Origin of the sequence: Cupriavidus taiwanensis LMG 19424 (genome assembly GCF_000069785.1) — a bacterium.
GTDB classification, from domain to species: domain Bacteria; phylum Pseudomonadota; class Gammaproteobacteria; order Burkholderiales; family Burkholderiaceae; genus Cupriavidus; species Cupriavidus taiwanensis.
On record NC_010530.1, the window covers coordinates 586,854 to 602,385 of the forward strand.

The 15,532-nt window shown below is 66.9% G+C and carries 12 protein-coding genes; 8 read left to right on the forward strand and 4 right to left on the reverse strand.

Annotated elements, in window-relative coordinates:
* The first annotated feature begins 125 nt into the window (after positions 1-125).
* The 8 genes from RALTA_RS18355 to RALTA_RS18390 all read left to right on the forward strand — a co-directional run bounded on the left by RALTA_RS18355 (position 126) and on the right by RALTA_RS18390 (position 11,496).
* The gene (locus RALTA_RS18355; protein ID WP_041232465.1) at positions 126-1,154 is read left to right on the forward strand and encodes a Bug family tripartite tricarboxylate transporter substrate binding protein; all 1,029 of its coding nucleotides are present in this window, start codon (positions 126-128) and stop codon (positions 1,152-1,154) included.
* Positions 1,155-1,218: 64 nt separating this feature from the next.
* Complete coding sequence (locus tag RALTA_RS18360) at positions 1,219-2,931, forward strand: long-chain fatty acid--CoA ligase (RefSeq protein WP_012355390.1); 1,713 nt, start codon at positions 1,219-1,221, stop codon at positions 2,929-2,931.
* Positions 2,932-2,999: 68 nt separating this feature from the next.
* Positions 3,000-3,983 (forward strand): Bug family tripartite tricarboxylate transporter substrate binding protein, encoded by a 984-nt coding sequence (locus RALTA_RS18365; protein WP_012355391.1) that lies wholly within the window; start codon positions 3,000-3,002, stop codon positions 3,981-3,983.
* Between the two features lie 23 nt (positions 3,984-4,006).
* Positions 4,007-4,786 carry an enoyl-CoA hydratase/isomerase family protein gene (locus RALTA_RS18370; protein ID WP_012355392.1) on the forward strand — a complete coding sequence of 260 codons (780 nt, stop codon included), beginning with the start codon at positions 4,007-4,009 and terminating at the stop codon, positions 4,784-4,786.
* 144 nt (positions 4,787-4,930) lie between these two features.
* The gene (locus RALTA_RS18375; protein WP_012355393.1) at positions 4,931-6,118 is read left to right on the forward strand and encodes an acyl-CoA dehydrogenase family protein; all 1,188 of its coding nucleotides are present in this window, start codon (positions 4,931-4,933) and stop codon (positions 6,116-6,118) included.
* Between the two features lie 476 nt (positions 6,119-6,594).
* Positions 6,595-8,517: a PrkA family serine protein kinase gene (locus RALTA_RS18380; RefSeq protein ID WP_012355394.1), complete on the forward strand. Its 1,923-nt coding sequence runs from the start codon at positions 6,595-6,597 to the stop codon at positions 8,515-8,517.
* 37 nt (positions 8,518-8,554) lie between these two features.
* On the forward strand, positions 8,555-9,817 hold the full coding sequence (locus RALTA_RS18385) for a YeaH/YhbH family protein (protein ID WP_012355395.1): 1,263 nt from the start codon (positions 8,555-8,557) through the stop codon (positions 9,815-9,817).
* Between the two features lie 125 nt (positions 9,818-9,942).
* Positions 9,943-11,496, forward strand: coding sequence for a SpoVR family protein (locus RALTA_RS18390; protein WP_012355396.1), 1,554 nt, complete (start codon positions 9,943-9,945; stop codon positions 11,494-11,496).
* Between the two features lie 30 nt (positions 11,497-11,526).
* Here RALTA_RS18390 and RALTA_RS18395 read toward each other — a convergent pair whose 3' ends face one another.
* The 4 genes from RALTA_RS18395 to RALTA_RS18410 are packed head-to-tail and all read right to left on the reverse strand — an operon-like array spanning position 11,527 to position 15,466.
* Positions 11,527-12,531, reverse strand: a complete 1,005-nt coding sequence (locus tag RALTA_RS18395) for an acyl-CoA dehydrogenase family protein (RefSeq protein WP_041232466.1) — start codon at positions 12,529-12,531, stop codon at positions 11,527-11,529.
* Positions 12,532-12,569: 38 nt separating this feature from the next.
* Entirely contained in the window at positions 12,570-13,730 is a 1,161-nt protein-coding gene (locus RALTA_RS18400; RefSeq protein WP_012355398.1) for an acyl-CoA dehydrogenase family protein, read from the reverse strand.
* A gap of 54 nt (positions 13,731-13,784) precedes the next feature.
* Complete coding sequence (locus RALTA_RS18405) at positions 13,785-14,246, reverse strand: MaoC family dehydratase (protein WP_012355399.1); 462 nt, start codon at positions 14,244-14,246, stop codon at positions 13,785-13,787.
* Entirely contained in the window at positions 14,243-15,466 is a 1,224-nt protein-coding gene (locus RALTA_RS18410; protein ID WP_012355400.1) for a CaiB/BaiF CoA transferase family protein, read from the reverse strand. Before RALTA_RS18410 ends, RALTA_RS18405 begins: the two co-directional genes overlap by 4 nt.
* Between the last annotated feature and the right edge of the window lie 66 nt (positions 15,467-15,532).

A 15,532-nucleotide genomic window follows, 5' to 3' on the forward strand; every position in this document is an offset into this window, starting at 1 on the left:
CGCACCGCAGCATCGCGCACTCTCCGGCAAGTACCTCTACAAGGCCGGTCCACCGGCCCGGGCGGATCATGCAACGCGGCAAAAAATGCCCGTGCCCGTCCACGGAAAACCAAAGGAGACAGCACATGCAGGCAGATCGTCGTAGTGGGGAGCGTAGTCCGCGTCGCCGTACCCTCGGCCGCCTCGGCGCCGGTTTGCTGGCGTGGAGCGGGTTGGCCTCCGGCTTGTTCGGCGCAGGCATGGCGCAGGCGCAGGAATTCCCGGCACGCACCGTGCGCATGGTGGTGCCGTTCCCGGCGGGCGGCGCCACCGACGTGCTGGCGCGCGCGCTGGCCGAGGGCCTAGGCAAGCAGTGGAAGCGGCCGGTGGTGGTGGAGAACCGTCCGGGCGCCAGCGGCATGCTCGGCGCCGAAGTGGTGGCCCGTGCGGAGGCCGATGGCCATACCGCGCTGCTGACGATCACGCCGCTGGTGCAGGCGCCAAGCCTGTATGCGCGCGCGCCGTACGACCCGGTGAAGGACTTCGCCGCCGTGTCCGAACTCGGCACCACCAACCTGGTGTTCGCCGTCAACAGCAACGCCGTGCCGGCCACCAACCTGAAGGACTTCATCGCGCTGGTGCGCACCAAGCCCAGGCAGTTCTCCTATGGCTCGTTCGGCGCGGGCTCCAGCGGCCACCTGTATGGGGAGGTCTTCAACGACGCCGCCAAGATCGACATGCTCCATGTCTCGTACAAGGGCGAGGCGCCGGAACTGAACGACCTGCTCGGCGGCCAGGTGCCGGCCGCGGTGATCTCGGTGATGGGGGCCAAGCCCCACGTCGCCACCGGCCGCCTGCGCGCGCTGGCGGTGACCGGACCGGCGCGCGCGCCGCAACTGCCGGACGTCCCCACCTTCCGCGAGGCCGGCATCGAGGGCATGGACGCCATGGGCTGGTTCGGCCTGCTGCTGCCGGCCGCCACGCCGCGGCCGATCGTCGAGAAGTTCTCCGCCGACGTCAACCGCGTGCTGGCCCAGCCCGACGTGCGCAAGCGCATGAACGAGCTCGGCGTAATCCTGACCGGCAGCACGCCGGACGCGTTCGCCCAGACCATCCAGGCCGACTACGTGCGCTGGGGCAAGGTGATCCGCACGCGCAATATCCGCCTGGACTGAGTCGTCTCCGTTTGAGCCTTGTTTGAGCCGCATCTGACCTGCATCTGACCTACCCATTGCTGCAATGAAGCCTGCCACAAGCACCACCCCGCCGTTCCGTTCCCCCGCCTGGCCGCCCGGCTTGCCCGCCACGCTGCATACGCCGCGCACCAGCCTGTTCTACAACGTCGAGGTCGCGGCACAACGCTATCCGGACAAGACTGCGATCCAGTACTTCGGCACCGCGATCTCGTATGGCGAGCTGCGCGAAGAGATCGAACGGATGGCCGGCTACCTGCAGCAGGCCTGCGGCATCCGGCCAGGCGACCGGGTGGTGCTGTTCAGCCAGAACTGCCCGCAATTCATCATTGCCTATTACGCCATCCTGCGCGCCGAAGGCGTGGTCGTGCCCGCCAACCCGATGTGGCTGGAAGCCGAGCTCGCCCACGTAGTGCAGGACAGCGGCGCGGTCGCGGCCTTTGCCGGCAGCGAGCTGTACCCGCGCATGGCGCCGCTGCACGGCCCGGCGCTGCGCCACGTGATCCTGCACGACTACGCGGGCATGCTGCGCGACGACGGCGGCCTGCCGGTGCCGGCCTGGCTGCGCGAGACGCCGCCCGCGCCGCAGGCTGCGCCGTCGGGCGCGATGCCGGTGGCATGGAACACCGCCAGCGGCGCCGGACACCGGCCGCTGCCGCACCAGGCCGGCCACGACACGCTGTGCATGCTGGCCTATACCTCCGGCACCACCGGCAACCCCAAGGGCTGCATGCACACCCATGGCACGCTGATGACCGCGGCCGCCGGCTCGGTGATCTGGCGCGGCGGATCGGCCGAATCCGTGGTGCTGGCGGTGGCGCCGATGTTCCACCTGCTGGGCATGCAGAACTGCATGAACTCGCCGCTCTACCTGGGCGCGACGGTGGTGCTGATGCCGCGCTGGGAGCGGGCGCTGGCGGCGGACCTGATCGAGCGCTACCGCGTCTCGGTGTGGGGTGCGCCACCGGCGATGATGGTGGACTTCTTCTCCCAGCCGGGCATCGATGCCCGCGACCTGTCCAGCCTGGCGTACGTCGGCGGTGGCGGCGCGGCCATGCCGGAGGCGGTGGCCAACATGCTGCAGGAGCGCTTCGGCCTGCCCTATGTCGAGGCCTACGGCATGACCGAGACCGCGGCCTTCATCCTGTCGAACCCGCGCAACCAGCCCAAGCGCGAATGCCTGGGCATCGCCACCTTCGGCGTGGACGCGCGCGTGGTCGATCCCGAGACGCTGCGCGAACTGCCCCACGGCGAGACCGGCGAGATCGTGGTCCACGGCGGCCAGGTGATGCAGGGCTACTGGCACAACGAAGACGCCAACGCCGCCACCTTCATCACGCTCGACGGCAAGCGCTTCCTGCGCACCGGCGACCTGGGCTTCATGGACGAGGAAGGTTACTTCTTCATGCGCGACCGCCTCAAGCGCATGATCAACGCGTCCGGCTACAAGGTCTGGCCGGCCGAGGTGGAGAACATGCTGTACGGCCACCCGGCCATCCACGAGGCCTGCGTGATCGCGGCGCGCGACGAGCGCCGCGGCGAAACCGTCAAGGCGGTGGTGGCGCTGCGTCCGGAGGCCCGCGGCACGGCGGAAGCCGAGCCGGAGCGGATCATGGCCTGGTGCCGCGACCACATGGCGGCCTACAAGGTGCCCCGCATCGTCGATGTGGTCGAGGCGCTGCCCAAGTCGGCCACCGGCAAGATCCTGTGGCGCGCGCTGCAGGAGCGCGAGATGCAGGCGGACAGCCCGGGCGCGTGACGCCAGCGGCGGCCACGGCAACCCTTACCACCCAGCGCAGCAAACCAGGCAGCAAAGAGAGAGAGACCATGCAGCAGAGCAGACGCAACTGGCTGGCGCAGGCCGGCACCCTGGCCGGCGCGGCCATCCTTGGCGGCACGGGCCACGCTTTCGCCCAGCAGCCGTACCCCGCCAAGCCGATCCGCCTGATCGTGCCATACCCGGCCGGCGGCGGCACCGATACCGTCGGACGGCTGGTCGGCCAGCGCCTGTCCGAAAGCCTGGGCCAGCCGGTGGTCGTGGAAAACAAGCCCGGCGCCAGCGGCATGCTCGGCAACGACACCGTCGCCAAGGCGCCAGCCGACGGCTACACCCTGCTGCTGGCGATCACCGCGCTGATCCAGTCGCCGGCGCTGTACAAGCGCACGCCGTACGACGTCGCCAAAGACTTCACCCCGGTTTCGCTGATCGCCAAGTCGTCCGACCTGTTCGTGGTGCCCAACCGCGTGCCGGCCAGCACCATGCGCGAGTTCCTGGCGCTGGCCAAGGCCGGCAAGCTCAGCTATGGCTCGTACGGCAACGGCACCTCGTCGCACCTGCACGGCGAACTGCTGCGGCAGCAGGCCGGCATCGAGATCGCGCATATCCCTTACAAGGGTGCGGCGCCGCTGATGAGCGACCTGCTCGGCGGCCAGGTCGACAGCGCCTTTGTCGACGTGACCTCGGCCAACCCCTATCTCACCAGCGGCAAGTTCAAGATCCTGGGCATCACCGGGACCCAGCGCTACAAGGCGCTGCCCAATGTGCCGACCTTCTCGGAACTGGGCCTGGCGGGGTTCGAGCCCAATGGCTGGTTCGGGCTGTTCCTGCCCGGCAACGCGCCCAAGGACGTGACCGCAAAGCTGGCCGCGGAAACCGCGCGCATCGTGCGGCTGCCCGAAGTGACGGCAAAGCTGGCCGGCATGGGTTTGCAGCCGGTCGGCTCGACGCCGCAGGAACTGGCTGCCGTGGTCGCCGGCGACACGCCCAAGTGGGCCAGGATCGTGCGCGACGCCAACATCCAGCTGGACTGACACACCGTACCGGAGGCCAAGCCATGGAAACCATCCGTTTTGCCGTCGAGGACGGCGTCGCCACACTGACCCTCGATGCGCCGGCGCGCAAGAATGCGCTGTCGCTGCAGATGCGCGAGGAGATCGGCGATGTGATTCGCCGGATACGGGACGACGACAGCGTGCGCGCCCTGGTCCTGACCGCGGCCGGCACCGATTTCTCGTCGGGCGGCGACATCAGCTCGATGCAGGTCGAGATCAGCGCCGAGCAGGGCCGCAGGCGCCTGCGCAAGCTCCACGGCTGGCTGGAAGACCTGATCCAGCTCGACGTGCCGGTCATTGCCGCGGTCGACGGCGCCGCCTATGGCGCAGGGTTCAGCCTGGCGCTGACGGCCGACATCATCCTCGCCACGCCGCGCGCGCGCTTCGGGCTGCCGTTCCTGCGCATGGGACTGGTGCCCGACTGTGGCGTGTTCCACACGCTGCCGCGGATGATTGGCCTGCAGCGGGCCAAGGCGCTGATGTTCTCGATGCGTGAGCTCAACGCCCAGGCGGCGCAAGACCTTGGCATCGTCATGGAAATCGTGCCCGCGGACAGCCTGCAGGAGCGCGCCCGGGCATTCGCGCGGGCATTCACCGAGGCCTCCCCGGTGGCGGTCAGCCTGACCAAGCAAGCGCTGAACGCGTCGCTGGGCCAGGGCCTGAACACCATGCTGGCGATGGAAGCGGACGCGCAGGGCATTGCCTTCTCCACCGGCTACCGCCGCGAGGCCGCCGACCGCTTCATGGCCAAGCAGCCGCTGCGCTACCGCTGGCCGGACTGAACGCACCGGCGCAGCGGCCGGACCTTGCTGCCCCGCAGCATCGGCCTTCGCAGAATCCGCCCCTATTTATATAGGCAGGTATCCCGGCATCCGCCGAAGCCTGCCGGTTCATTATTCACGTTTACCCTGATACCAGTACGAATTATGGGATCCCAAGACCAGCACGCGGCGCTCGCCGCACGCCAGACCCCCTGGATGAACGAAGACCTGGAAATGTTCCGCGACACGGTGCGCCGCTTCGTCGAGCGCGAACTCGCCCCCAACGAAGCGCGCTGGGCAGAGCAGGGCTACATCGACCGCGACGTATGGCGCCGCGCCGGCCAGATCGGCCTGCTGTGCGCCAGCATCCCGGAGGAATACGGCGGCGGCGGCGGCACCTTCGCCCACGAGGCCATCATCACCCAGGAGATGTCGCGCGCGGTCTGCACCAGCCTGGGCAATAACGTGCACAGCGGCATCGTCGCGCATTACCTGCTGCGGTACGGCACCGAAGCACAGAAGCAGAAATGGCTGCCGCAGATGGCCAGCGGCGAACTGGTCGCCGCCATCGCCATGTCGGAACCTGGCGCCGGTTCGGACCTCAAAGCGATACGCACCCGCGCGCTGCGGGAACAGACCCCGGACGGAGACTGCTATCGCATCAACGGCGCCAAGACATTCATCACCAACGGGTATCACGCCGACCTGATCTGCGTGGTGGCCAAGACCGATCCGGAAGCCGGCTCGCGGGGCGTGTCGCTGGTCATGGTGGAAACCCGGGACTTGCCCGGCTTCCGCCGCGGCCGCATCCTCGAAAAGATTGGGCAGAAGGGCCAGGACACCGCCGAGCTGTTCTTCGACGACGTGGTGGTGCCGTGCTCGAACCTGCTCGGCACGCAGGAGGGACAGGGCTTCTACCAGCTGATGCAGCAACTGCCGCAGGAGCGCATGATCATTGCGCTGGGCGCGGTGGCCACCATGCAGCGCGCGATCGAGCTGACCACCGAATACGTGCGCCAGCGCAAGGTGTTCGGCCAGCCGCTCGGCGATCTGCAGAACACGCGTTTCAAGCTGGCGGAATGCAAGACCGTGACCACCATCGCCGCGACCTTCGTCGACGACTGCATGCAGCGCCTGATGGACGGCCAGCTCGACGCCGCGACCGCGGCGATGGCCAAATGGTGGTGCACCCAACAGAATTGCCAGGTCATCGACGAGTGCCTGCAGTTGCACGGCGGCTATGGCTACATGCTGGAATACCCGATCGCGCGCATGTACGCGAACGCACGCGTGAGCAAGATCTTCGGCGGCTCCAACGAGATCATGAAGGAGCTGGTCGCGCGCACGCTCTGAGCCCGTCAGCGCGGGCGCTGCGCTATCAGCACTGTCTGTGTGCTAGTGCGCGCAAGCAGCGCGAGACGTCGCAAAACGCCTGACGACATGCGCAAAATCGAAAGCCGGCACCTGTGCCGGCTTTCGTGCTTATGGTTACAAAACCGGATGTGCACGGATCCCGGGAAAGGTGTAAGGTGTGTCACAAGCATGGTCAATGGCCCGTCGCGCGCGGGGGCGAAGCCGAGTGGAATCAGCCAAACGCTGACAGCGAAATCCGGCAGGAATGCAGCGGGAATGCAGCAGCGAAACACCCGTTGCATCGATGCAAGATTCGTCAACTCGGACTCCACCATCGCCGTTATTTGACTATGATGAAGTAAAGACTTCGCAACATGACAGGTCGCCAGGCCGGGGTGGTGTGCCACGAACGTTGCGCGAAGCCTTGGGGGTAGCACTACCTACGCCTCGGACGTGAACTCTGACGGGAGTGAGGTATGGACATTTTTGGCCATTACGCTACGCGGTTCGAAGCTCGCAAGGAAGAGGAATACAGCATCCAGGAATACCTGGAGATCTGCAAGAAAGATCCGACTGCCTACGCGACCGCTGCCGAACGCATGCTCGCCGCGATCGGTCAGCCTGAGCTGGTGGATACCCACCACGATCCCAGGCTGTCCCGCCTGTTTTTCAACAAGGTCATTCGCATCTATCCGGCCTTCCGCGACTTCTACGGCATGGAGGACACGATCGAGCAGATCGTCTCGTTCTTCAAGCACGCCGCGCAGGGCCTGGAAGAGCGCAAGCAGATCCTGTATCTGCTCGGGCCTCCCGGCGGCGGCAAGTCCTCGCTCGCGGAGAAGCTGAAGGCGTTGATGGAACAGATCCCCATCTACGCGCTCAAGGGTTCGCCCATCCACGAGTCGCCGCTCGGCCTGTTCTCGCCCGAAGAAGACGGCAAGATCCTGGAAGAGGACTACGGCATCCCGCTGCGCTACCTGAACACGATTGCCTCGCCATGGGCCGTCAAGCGCCTGCACGAGTTCAACGGCGACATCACCAAGTTCAAGGTGGTGAAGCTGCGTCCGTCGGTGCTGTCGCAGATCGCGATCTCGAAGACCGAGCCGGGCGACGAGAACAACCAGGACATCTCGTCGCTGGTGGGCAAGGTGGACATCCGCAAGCTCGAGGACTTCCCGCAGGACGATCCGGACGCGTACTCGTATTCCGGCGGCCTGTGCCTGGCCAACCGCGGCCTGCTCGAGTTCGTTGAAATGTTCAAGGCGCCGATCAAGGTGCTGCACCCGCTGCTGACCGCGACCCAGGAAGGCAACTACAAGGGCACGGAAGGCTTCGGCGCGATCCCGTTCGACGGCGTCATCCTGGCGCACTCGAACGAGGCTGAGTGGCAGACCTTCAAGGCGGACAAGAACAACGAGGCGTTCCTCGACCGGATCTATATCGTCAAGGTCCCTTACTGCCTGCGTGTGTCCGACGAGGTCAAGATCTACGACAAGCTGTTGCGCAGCAGTTCGCTGTCGGCCGCCCCGTGTGCGCCCAACACGCTGAAGATGATGGCGCAGTTCGCGGTGCTGACCCGCATCAAGGAGCCCGAGAACTCCAACATCTTCTCGAAGATGCGTGTATACGACGGCGAGAGCCTGAAGGACGTGGACCCGAAGGCGAAGTCGTACCAGGAATACCGCGACTACGCCGGCATCGACGAGGGCATGAACGGGCTGTCGACGCGCTTCGCGTTCAAGGTCCTGTCCAAGGTCTTCAACTTCGACAACACCGAAGTGGCGGCCAACCCGGTGCACCTGCTGTACGTGCTCGAGCAGCAGATCGAGCGCGAGCAGTTCCCGCCGGAGCAGGAAGCCAAGCTGCTGTCGTATATCAAGGAGTACCTGACCACGCCGTTCGTGGAGTTCATCGGCAAGGAAATCCAGACCGCCTACCTGGAGTCGTATTCGGAGTACGGGCAGAACATCTTCGACCGCTATGTGGTGTTCGCCGACCTGTGGATCCAGGACCAGGAGTACCGCGATCCCAACACCGGCGAAATCCTCGACCGCAACGCGCTGAACGACGAGCTGGAGAAAGTGGAAAAACCCGCGGGTATCTCGAACCCGAAGGACTTCCGCAACGAGATCGTCAACTTCGTGCTGCGGGCGCGGGCCAACAACGGTGGCAAGAACCCGGTCTGGACCAGCTATGAAAAGCTGCGGATGGTGATCGAGAAGCGCATGTTCTCCACCACGGAGGACCTGCTGCCGGTGATCTCGTTCAACGCCAAGTCTTCGCGCGAAGACCAGGACAAGCACGAGAACTTCGTCAACCGCATGGTCGAGAAGGGGTACACGCCCAAGCAAGTGAGACTGTTGGTGGAGTGGTATCTGCGCGTAAGAAAGTCATCGTAACGGCGCCGCGGAACAGGTCTCTCAACGAGGGCAACATATGGCTACGGTCATCGATCGGCGCGAAAACGGCGGCAACAAGAGTGCCGTCAACCAGCAACGCTTCATCAAGCGCTACCGCGAGCAGATCCGGCAAGCGGTGGCAAAGGCGGTGTCCGGCCGGAAGATCATGGACATCGAGCAGAGCGGGCAGGTGTCCATTCCGGTCAAGGACATCAGCGAACCGATCTTCCACCACGGCCCGGGCGGGCGGCGCGAGTGGATTCACCCTGGCAACAAGAAGTTCGTCAAGGGCGATTCCTTCGACCGCCAGCAGCAGGGCGGCGGCGGGACCGGTTCGCGGGCCAGCGACAGCGGCGAGGGCGAGGACGATTTCGTCTTCACGCTGTCGCGCGAGGACTTCCTCAATTTCTTCTTCGAGGACATGGCGTTGCCGGACCTGGCCAAGCGCCACCTCGCCAAGATTGCCGAGGTGCGCAAGGTGCGCGCCGGCTACTCCATCGACGGCACGCCGTCCAACCTGTCGATCCTGCGCACCATGCGCAGCTCGCTGGGGCGGCGCATCGCCTTGTCCAGCCCTTACCAGAAGCGCCTGCGGCAACTGGAGCTGGCCTACGCCGAGGCGCTCGAAAAGGATGGACCGTACGCCGAAGGCACGCTTGAACTGATGGAAAAGATGCGGCACCTGCGCGCCTGCATCGACCGCGTGCCGTTCATCGAGAAGCTCGACCTGCGCTACAACAACCGCGTGCTCAAGAAGCGCCCGCAGGCCCAGGCGGTGATGTTCTGCCTGATGGACGTGTCCGGCTCGATGGACGAGAGCCGCAAGGACCTGGCCAAGCGCTTCTTCATGCTGCTGTACCTGTTCCTGAAGCGCAACTACGAGCGCATCGACGTGGTGTTCATCCGCCATCACACCGTGGCGAAGGAAGTCGAAGAGGAAGATTTCTTCCACTCGCGCGAGTCCGGCGGTACCGTCGTGTCGAGCGCGCTGAAGCTGATGGTCGAGGTCATCCACGACCGCTATCCGCCCAGCCAGTGGAACATTTACTGCGCGCAGGCCTCCGACGGCGACAACTGGGCCGGCGATTCCGAGCTGTGCGGGCGGCTGCTGCGCGAGTCGATCCTGCCGCTGGTGCAGTATTACGCCTATGTGGAGGTGGCATCGGAAGAGCCGCAGAACCTCTGGGAAGAGTATCTGACGGTGAAGAGCCAGTTCGATCACTTTGCGATGCAGCGCATCATCGGCGCCGACGAAATCTACCCGGTGCTGCACGACCTGTTCCAGAAACGCGCGGCATAATCAGTGCTGGCCGGCCGTTGCCGGCTGGCCGCGGTGAAGAAGGCAAACGGCAAGACAGGGGTCCGGCGGCGCGCCCGTGCCGCAAGCACCGGCCTGCCTGTCTTGCGCGGACAAAAGGGGCGAAGATGGCTTATCTGTCCACGGGTTCGGAATGGACCTTCGAGCTGATCAACCGGTATGACCGCGAGATTTCCCGCATCGCCGGCGAATTCGGCCTGGATACCTATCCCAACCAGATCGAGATCATCACCGCGGAGCAGATGCTTGACGCCTATGCGTCAGCGGGGCTGCCGGTGGGCTACAGCCACTGGTCCTACGGCAAGCACTTCCTGGCGTCGGAGCGCAGCTACCAGCGCGGCCACATGGGGCTGGCCTACGAGATCGTCATCAACTCCAATCCCTGCATCGCCTACCTGATGGAGGAGAACACCATGCCGATGCAGGCGCTGACGATTGCGCATGCCTGCTACGGCCACAATTCCTTCTTCAAGGGCAACTACCTGTTCCGCACCTGGACCAACGCGGATGCCATCGTCGACTACCTGCTGTTCGCCAAGAACTACGTGGCCGAGTGCGAGCAGCGCTACGGCGAGCAGGAGGTGGAACTGCTGCTCGATTCCTGCCACGCGCTGCAGAACTACGGCGTGGACCGCTACAAGCGGCCCAAGAAGCTGTCGATCACCGAGGAAAAGGCGCGCCAGGCCGACCGCGAGAACTACCTGCAGATGCAGGTCAACGACCTCTGGCGCACGCTGCCCAAGCACCGGCCGCACGCGCTGGCGTCGGAAGATGAAACCGCCGAGCCGGATGTGCCGTTCCCGCCCGAGCCGCAGGAAAACCTGCTGTATTTCATCGAGAAGAACGCGCCCAAGCTGGCACCGTGGCAGCGCGAGATCGTGCGCATCGTGCGCAAGATCGCGCAGTATTTCTACCCGCAGCGCCAGACCAAGGTGATGAACGAAGGCTGGGCCACGTTCTGGCACTACACCATCATCAACCAGCTGTACGAAGAAAAGCTGGTCAACGACGCCTTCATGATGGAGCTGCTGCAGGCCCACACCAACGTCATCTACCAGCCGCCGTACCACAGTCCGTACTACAGCGGCATGAATCCCTACACGGTCGGCTTCCTGATGTTCCAGGACCTGCGCCGCATGTGCGAGAACCCCACCGACGAGGACTACCGCTGGGCGCCCGAGATCGCCGGCACCGACTGGCGCAAGACGTTGGACTTCGCCATGCGCAACTTCAAGGACGAGAGCTTCCTGCTGCAGTTCCTGTCGCCGCGCGTGATCCGCGAACTGAAGCTGTTTTCGGTGCTGGACGATGACCGCGAAGGCAAGCTGCGCGTGACCGCGATCCATGACGACGAGGGCTACCGCGCCATCCGCCAGCTGATGGCGGCGCAGTATGACCTGTCCAGCATGGAGCCCAATATCCAGGTCACCAACGTCGATGTCGGCGGCGACCGCTCGCTGACGCTGCGCCACCTGCAGAGCGACCGGCGCCCGCTGGCGCACAACTTCGATGAAGTGGTGCGGCACGTGACCCGGCTGTGGGGCTTTACCGTGCGGCTGGAGGTGGCCTATGAAGACGGCCGCACCGAGCTCAAGTACGAATGCAAGCCTGAGCGCCGCCACCGGCGCCCGCATGGCAGCGGGCTGAGCCTGGCCGCCTGATCCCCACGCGGCACCCGCGCGCCCGCCGCTTCAGCCGGCGGGCGACGGCTCGCACCATCCGCGCACCAGTTCCACCGCGTTGCGCTCCGGGCTGGCGCAGACCGCCTCGCCCAGCACGCGGCTCCACCAGCGTTCGGACCCGTCCGCCACGCGCCACGCATGCAGCCGGCGGGTGTAGAGCTGCAGGTCATATTCCTCGGTAATGCCGATGGCGCCGTGCACGGCATGGGCGATCGCGGCCACCGGCGTGACCGCGTCGCTGGCGCGCAGCTTGCCGATCGCCACGCGCAGGCGGTCGGGGGTGGCGCCGTCGCTGTCGCAGGCCAGCTGCGCCGCCACGCGCGCCGCGGCGACATGCTCGGCCATCTCGCTGACCTGGTGCTGGATCGCCTGGAACTTGCCGATGGCGCGGCCGAACTGCTGGCGGTCGTTCGCGTATTGCAGCGTCAGGTCGAGCACATGCGACAGCGCGCCTGCCAGCTGCGCCGCGTGCAGGCAGGCGCCCAGCGTGCGCATGGTGCCAGCCGGCAGCAGGCATGCCGCGGTCGCGGTCGCGGTGGCGTCGGGGCGCGGCACGCGCAGCGTCAGGTCGCCGTGCGCGCCGGTCGCCTCGGCGCGCGCCGCCGCGGCGGGCAGCAGCAGGCAGCGCTCGCCGTCCTGCAGCAGGAACCACTGCGCATGGCGGGCGTCCGCCACCAGCGTGGCCGCAGCGCCATCGTCGAAGCTCGCCAGCGCGATCGGGCCGTCGGGCAGCGCGACGTCGCAGGCATGCAGCAGCGCGCGCGCAAAGATGGTCTGCGCCAGCGGCAGTGGCATGGCATGGCGTCCTGTGACGAACAGCACCGGCGCCAGCTCGCGCAGCGCCAGCGCCGCGCCGCCGGCGGATTCCGGCAGCAGGCAGTCGGCGAAGCCGCTTTCGCGCAGCGCTTGCCATAGTGGCTGCGGGTCGGCTTCCTGTTCCAGCGTGCGCACCGTGGCGGGCGTGCAGCAGTCGCGCAGCAGCGCGTCGAGGGCATCGGAGTAGGCGTTATGCATGGGCAATCTCGTTCAGGATGGCGGTCGGCGGGAGCGGATCAGCGCAGGCCCAGCCCGCGCGCGATCATGCCGCGCAGGATTTCGCGGGTGCCACCGCGCAGCGAGTACGACGGCGCGATCTGCGTCACATAGGCCAGAGTGCGGTACAGCGCCCCGTCGGCCGCGAGTGCCGGTTCGTCACCCAGCGTGGCTTCCACCAGCGCCGGCACCGACTGCTCGAAGGTAGTGCCCAGGTCCTTGACCAGCGCCGCTTCCACCACCGGGCTTTCGCCCGCGGCCAGCCGCGCCGTGACCGCCAGCGACATCGCGCGCAGCACCGCCAGGTGCCCGGCCAGGCGGCCCGCGGTGATGGTGTCGCGCCGCGCCGGCGGCAGCCGGCGCAGCGCGTCGAGCCAGGTGTCGAGCAGCACCACGCTGGAATACAGCCGTTCCGGTCCGCTGCGCTCGAACGCCAGCTCGGCGTTGACCTGCTCCCAGCCGCTGCCTTCGTTGCCGACCAGCGCATCCGGCGCCAGCGCGACGTCGTCGAAGGTCACTTCCGAGAAATGCGCATCGCCGGTCAGGTCCCGGATAGGCCGCACCGTGACGCCCGGCGCATGCAGGTCGACGATGAACTGCGACAGCCCGGCCTGCCGGTCCTGCGGCGTGCCCGAGGTGCGCACCAGCGCGATCATGAAGTGGCAGCGGTCGGCGTTGGTGGTCCAGATCTTGCGCCCGTTCAGGCGCCAGCCGCCGTCCGGCTGTCTCACCGCGCGCGTGGCGACGCTGGCCAGGTCCGAGCCGGAGTTGGGCTCGCTCATGCCGATGCAGAAGAAGGCTTCGCCGCGGCTGATCGCCGGCAGGTAGCGCGCCTTTTGCGCGTCATTGCCGTAGCGCAGGATCAGCGGGCCGCTCTGGCGATCGGCGATCCAGTGCGCCGAGACCGGCGCGCCGCAGGCCAGCAGTTCCTCCACCAGCACGAAGCGCGAGAACGGGTCCAGCCCCGCGCCGCCGTACTGCGCCGGCAGCGTGATGCCGACCCAGCCGCGCGCGGCCAGTGCCCGGCTGAAGCCGGCATCGAAGCCCATCCACGAGCGCGCCCGCGTTTCCGGCGGCAGCGCCGGCAGGTGCTGGTCCAGGAAGGCGCGCACCTCGGCGCGGAACGCCTCGGCGTGGGGCGGCAACGTGGTGAGGGTGAAGGTGGAGAGCAATGCGGTCACGTTTGAGTCCTGTCGCTTGATATTGCAGAGGCGTGCGTTGGATTGCCCGCAGCGTCACCGACCCGCCAGCAGCCGGCGCGCGGTGTAGGTCATCACCTGTTCCCCGCGCTGGTTGAACACCTCGATGCGCGAATCCACCACGGCGCGGCCGTGGCGCGAGGTCGGGCGGATGCCGGTCACGGTCACGGTGGCATGGATGGTGTCGCCGACCAGCACCGGGCCGTGGATCTGCTGCGTCAGCTCCAGCATCGCCAGCCCGGTGCCCTGGATCATGGTCTGCAGGATGAAGCCCTCGATCAGCGTATAGGTCAGTGCCGCCGGCACCGGCCGGCCCTGGATCGCGCCCCCGTCATAGCCGGCCTCGATGAAGATGGCCTCGACCATGCCGGTGACCGAGATGAAGTTGACCAGGTCAGTCTCGGTCACGGTGCGGGAGAAGGTGCGGAAGGCCTGGCCCTCGTGCAGGTCTTGCCAGTAGAAGCCCTGGCCCAGGCGGGGCAGTTCGGCATGCGTCATGGTGCCTCCGTGGCGGGGGCGCAGTGCGCCGCGCCGCTCCGTTGCAGTTGTGCGATCTGTTCTTCAGCGAGGCCGGCTTCGGCCAGCACCGCGCGGGTGTGTTCGCCCAGCCGCGGCGGCACCGCCAGCGGCGCGCGCTGGCCGTCGAAACGCACCGGCGCGCCGGGAAAGCGCAGCTTGCCCATGGCCGGATCGTCGGCGGTCTCGAAAAAGCCGGTGGCGGCCAGGTGCGGATCTTGGGGCAGGTCGTCGAGCGTGTTGATGCGCGCCACCGGAATCTGCAGCCGTTCGCACAGCGCCACCCAGTGCGCGGTGCCGTGCGCCTGCACGATCTCGCCGGTCAGTTCGTACAGGGTCTCGATATGCTCGGTGCGGGCGGCGATGTCGGCAAAGCGCGCATCGGCAGCCAGCTCGGGGCGTCCGGCCGCGTTGAAGAAGTCGCGCCAGTGCGCATCGGTGTACGGCATCATGCAGACATGGCCGTCGGCGCTGCGGTAGGGGCGGCGCAACGGCGCCAGCACACGCGGATAGCCGCTCGGGCCGCGCGGCGGGTCGAAGTGGCGGCCGTAGAAGTGCTCGACCAGGTTGAACGCCACCATCGATTCGAACATCGGCACCTCGACCAGCGTGCCATGGCTGGTGCCGCCGTCGTCCTGGCGCCGCGCGCGGCCGGCCAGCGCCGCGCATACCGACAGCGCCGCCACCAGCCCGCTGGTCTTGTCCGCGGCAATGGTGGGAAAGTAGCGGCTGTCGCCGGTCTGCGCCGCCATCAGCGCGGCATTGCCCGACAGGCCCTGGATGATGTCGTCGTAGGCCGGCCGGCCGCCATAGGGACCGTCCTCGGCAAAGCCGAGCAGGCTGACGAAGACCAGGTCCGGATGCCGCGCCCGCACCGTGTCGGGATCGAGCCCGAGCGCCGCCAGCTTCAGCGGGCGCATGCTGTGCATCAGCACGTCGGCAGTGTCCAGCACGCGCGCCAGCGCGGCCTGTGCCGCCGGCTGCTTCAGGTCCAGCACCACGCTGCGCTTGCCGCGATTGACCCCCAGGAAGATCGCCGCCATGCCGGGTTCGGCGGCGGGCCCGGTGCGGCGCGTGGAATCGCCCTCGGGCGGCTCGACCTTGATCACGTCGGCGCCCAGGTCGGCCAGCCACTGGCTGGCATACGGCCCCATCACCACCGTGGACAGGTCGACCACGCGGATGCCTGCAAGCGGCAGCATAGTGTCTCCGGTCTTTTGTACTGTGGGCCACAGGGTAGATCAGTGCGGACCGGCTGGTCTAATATT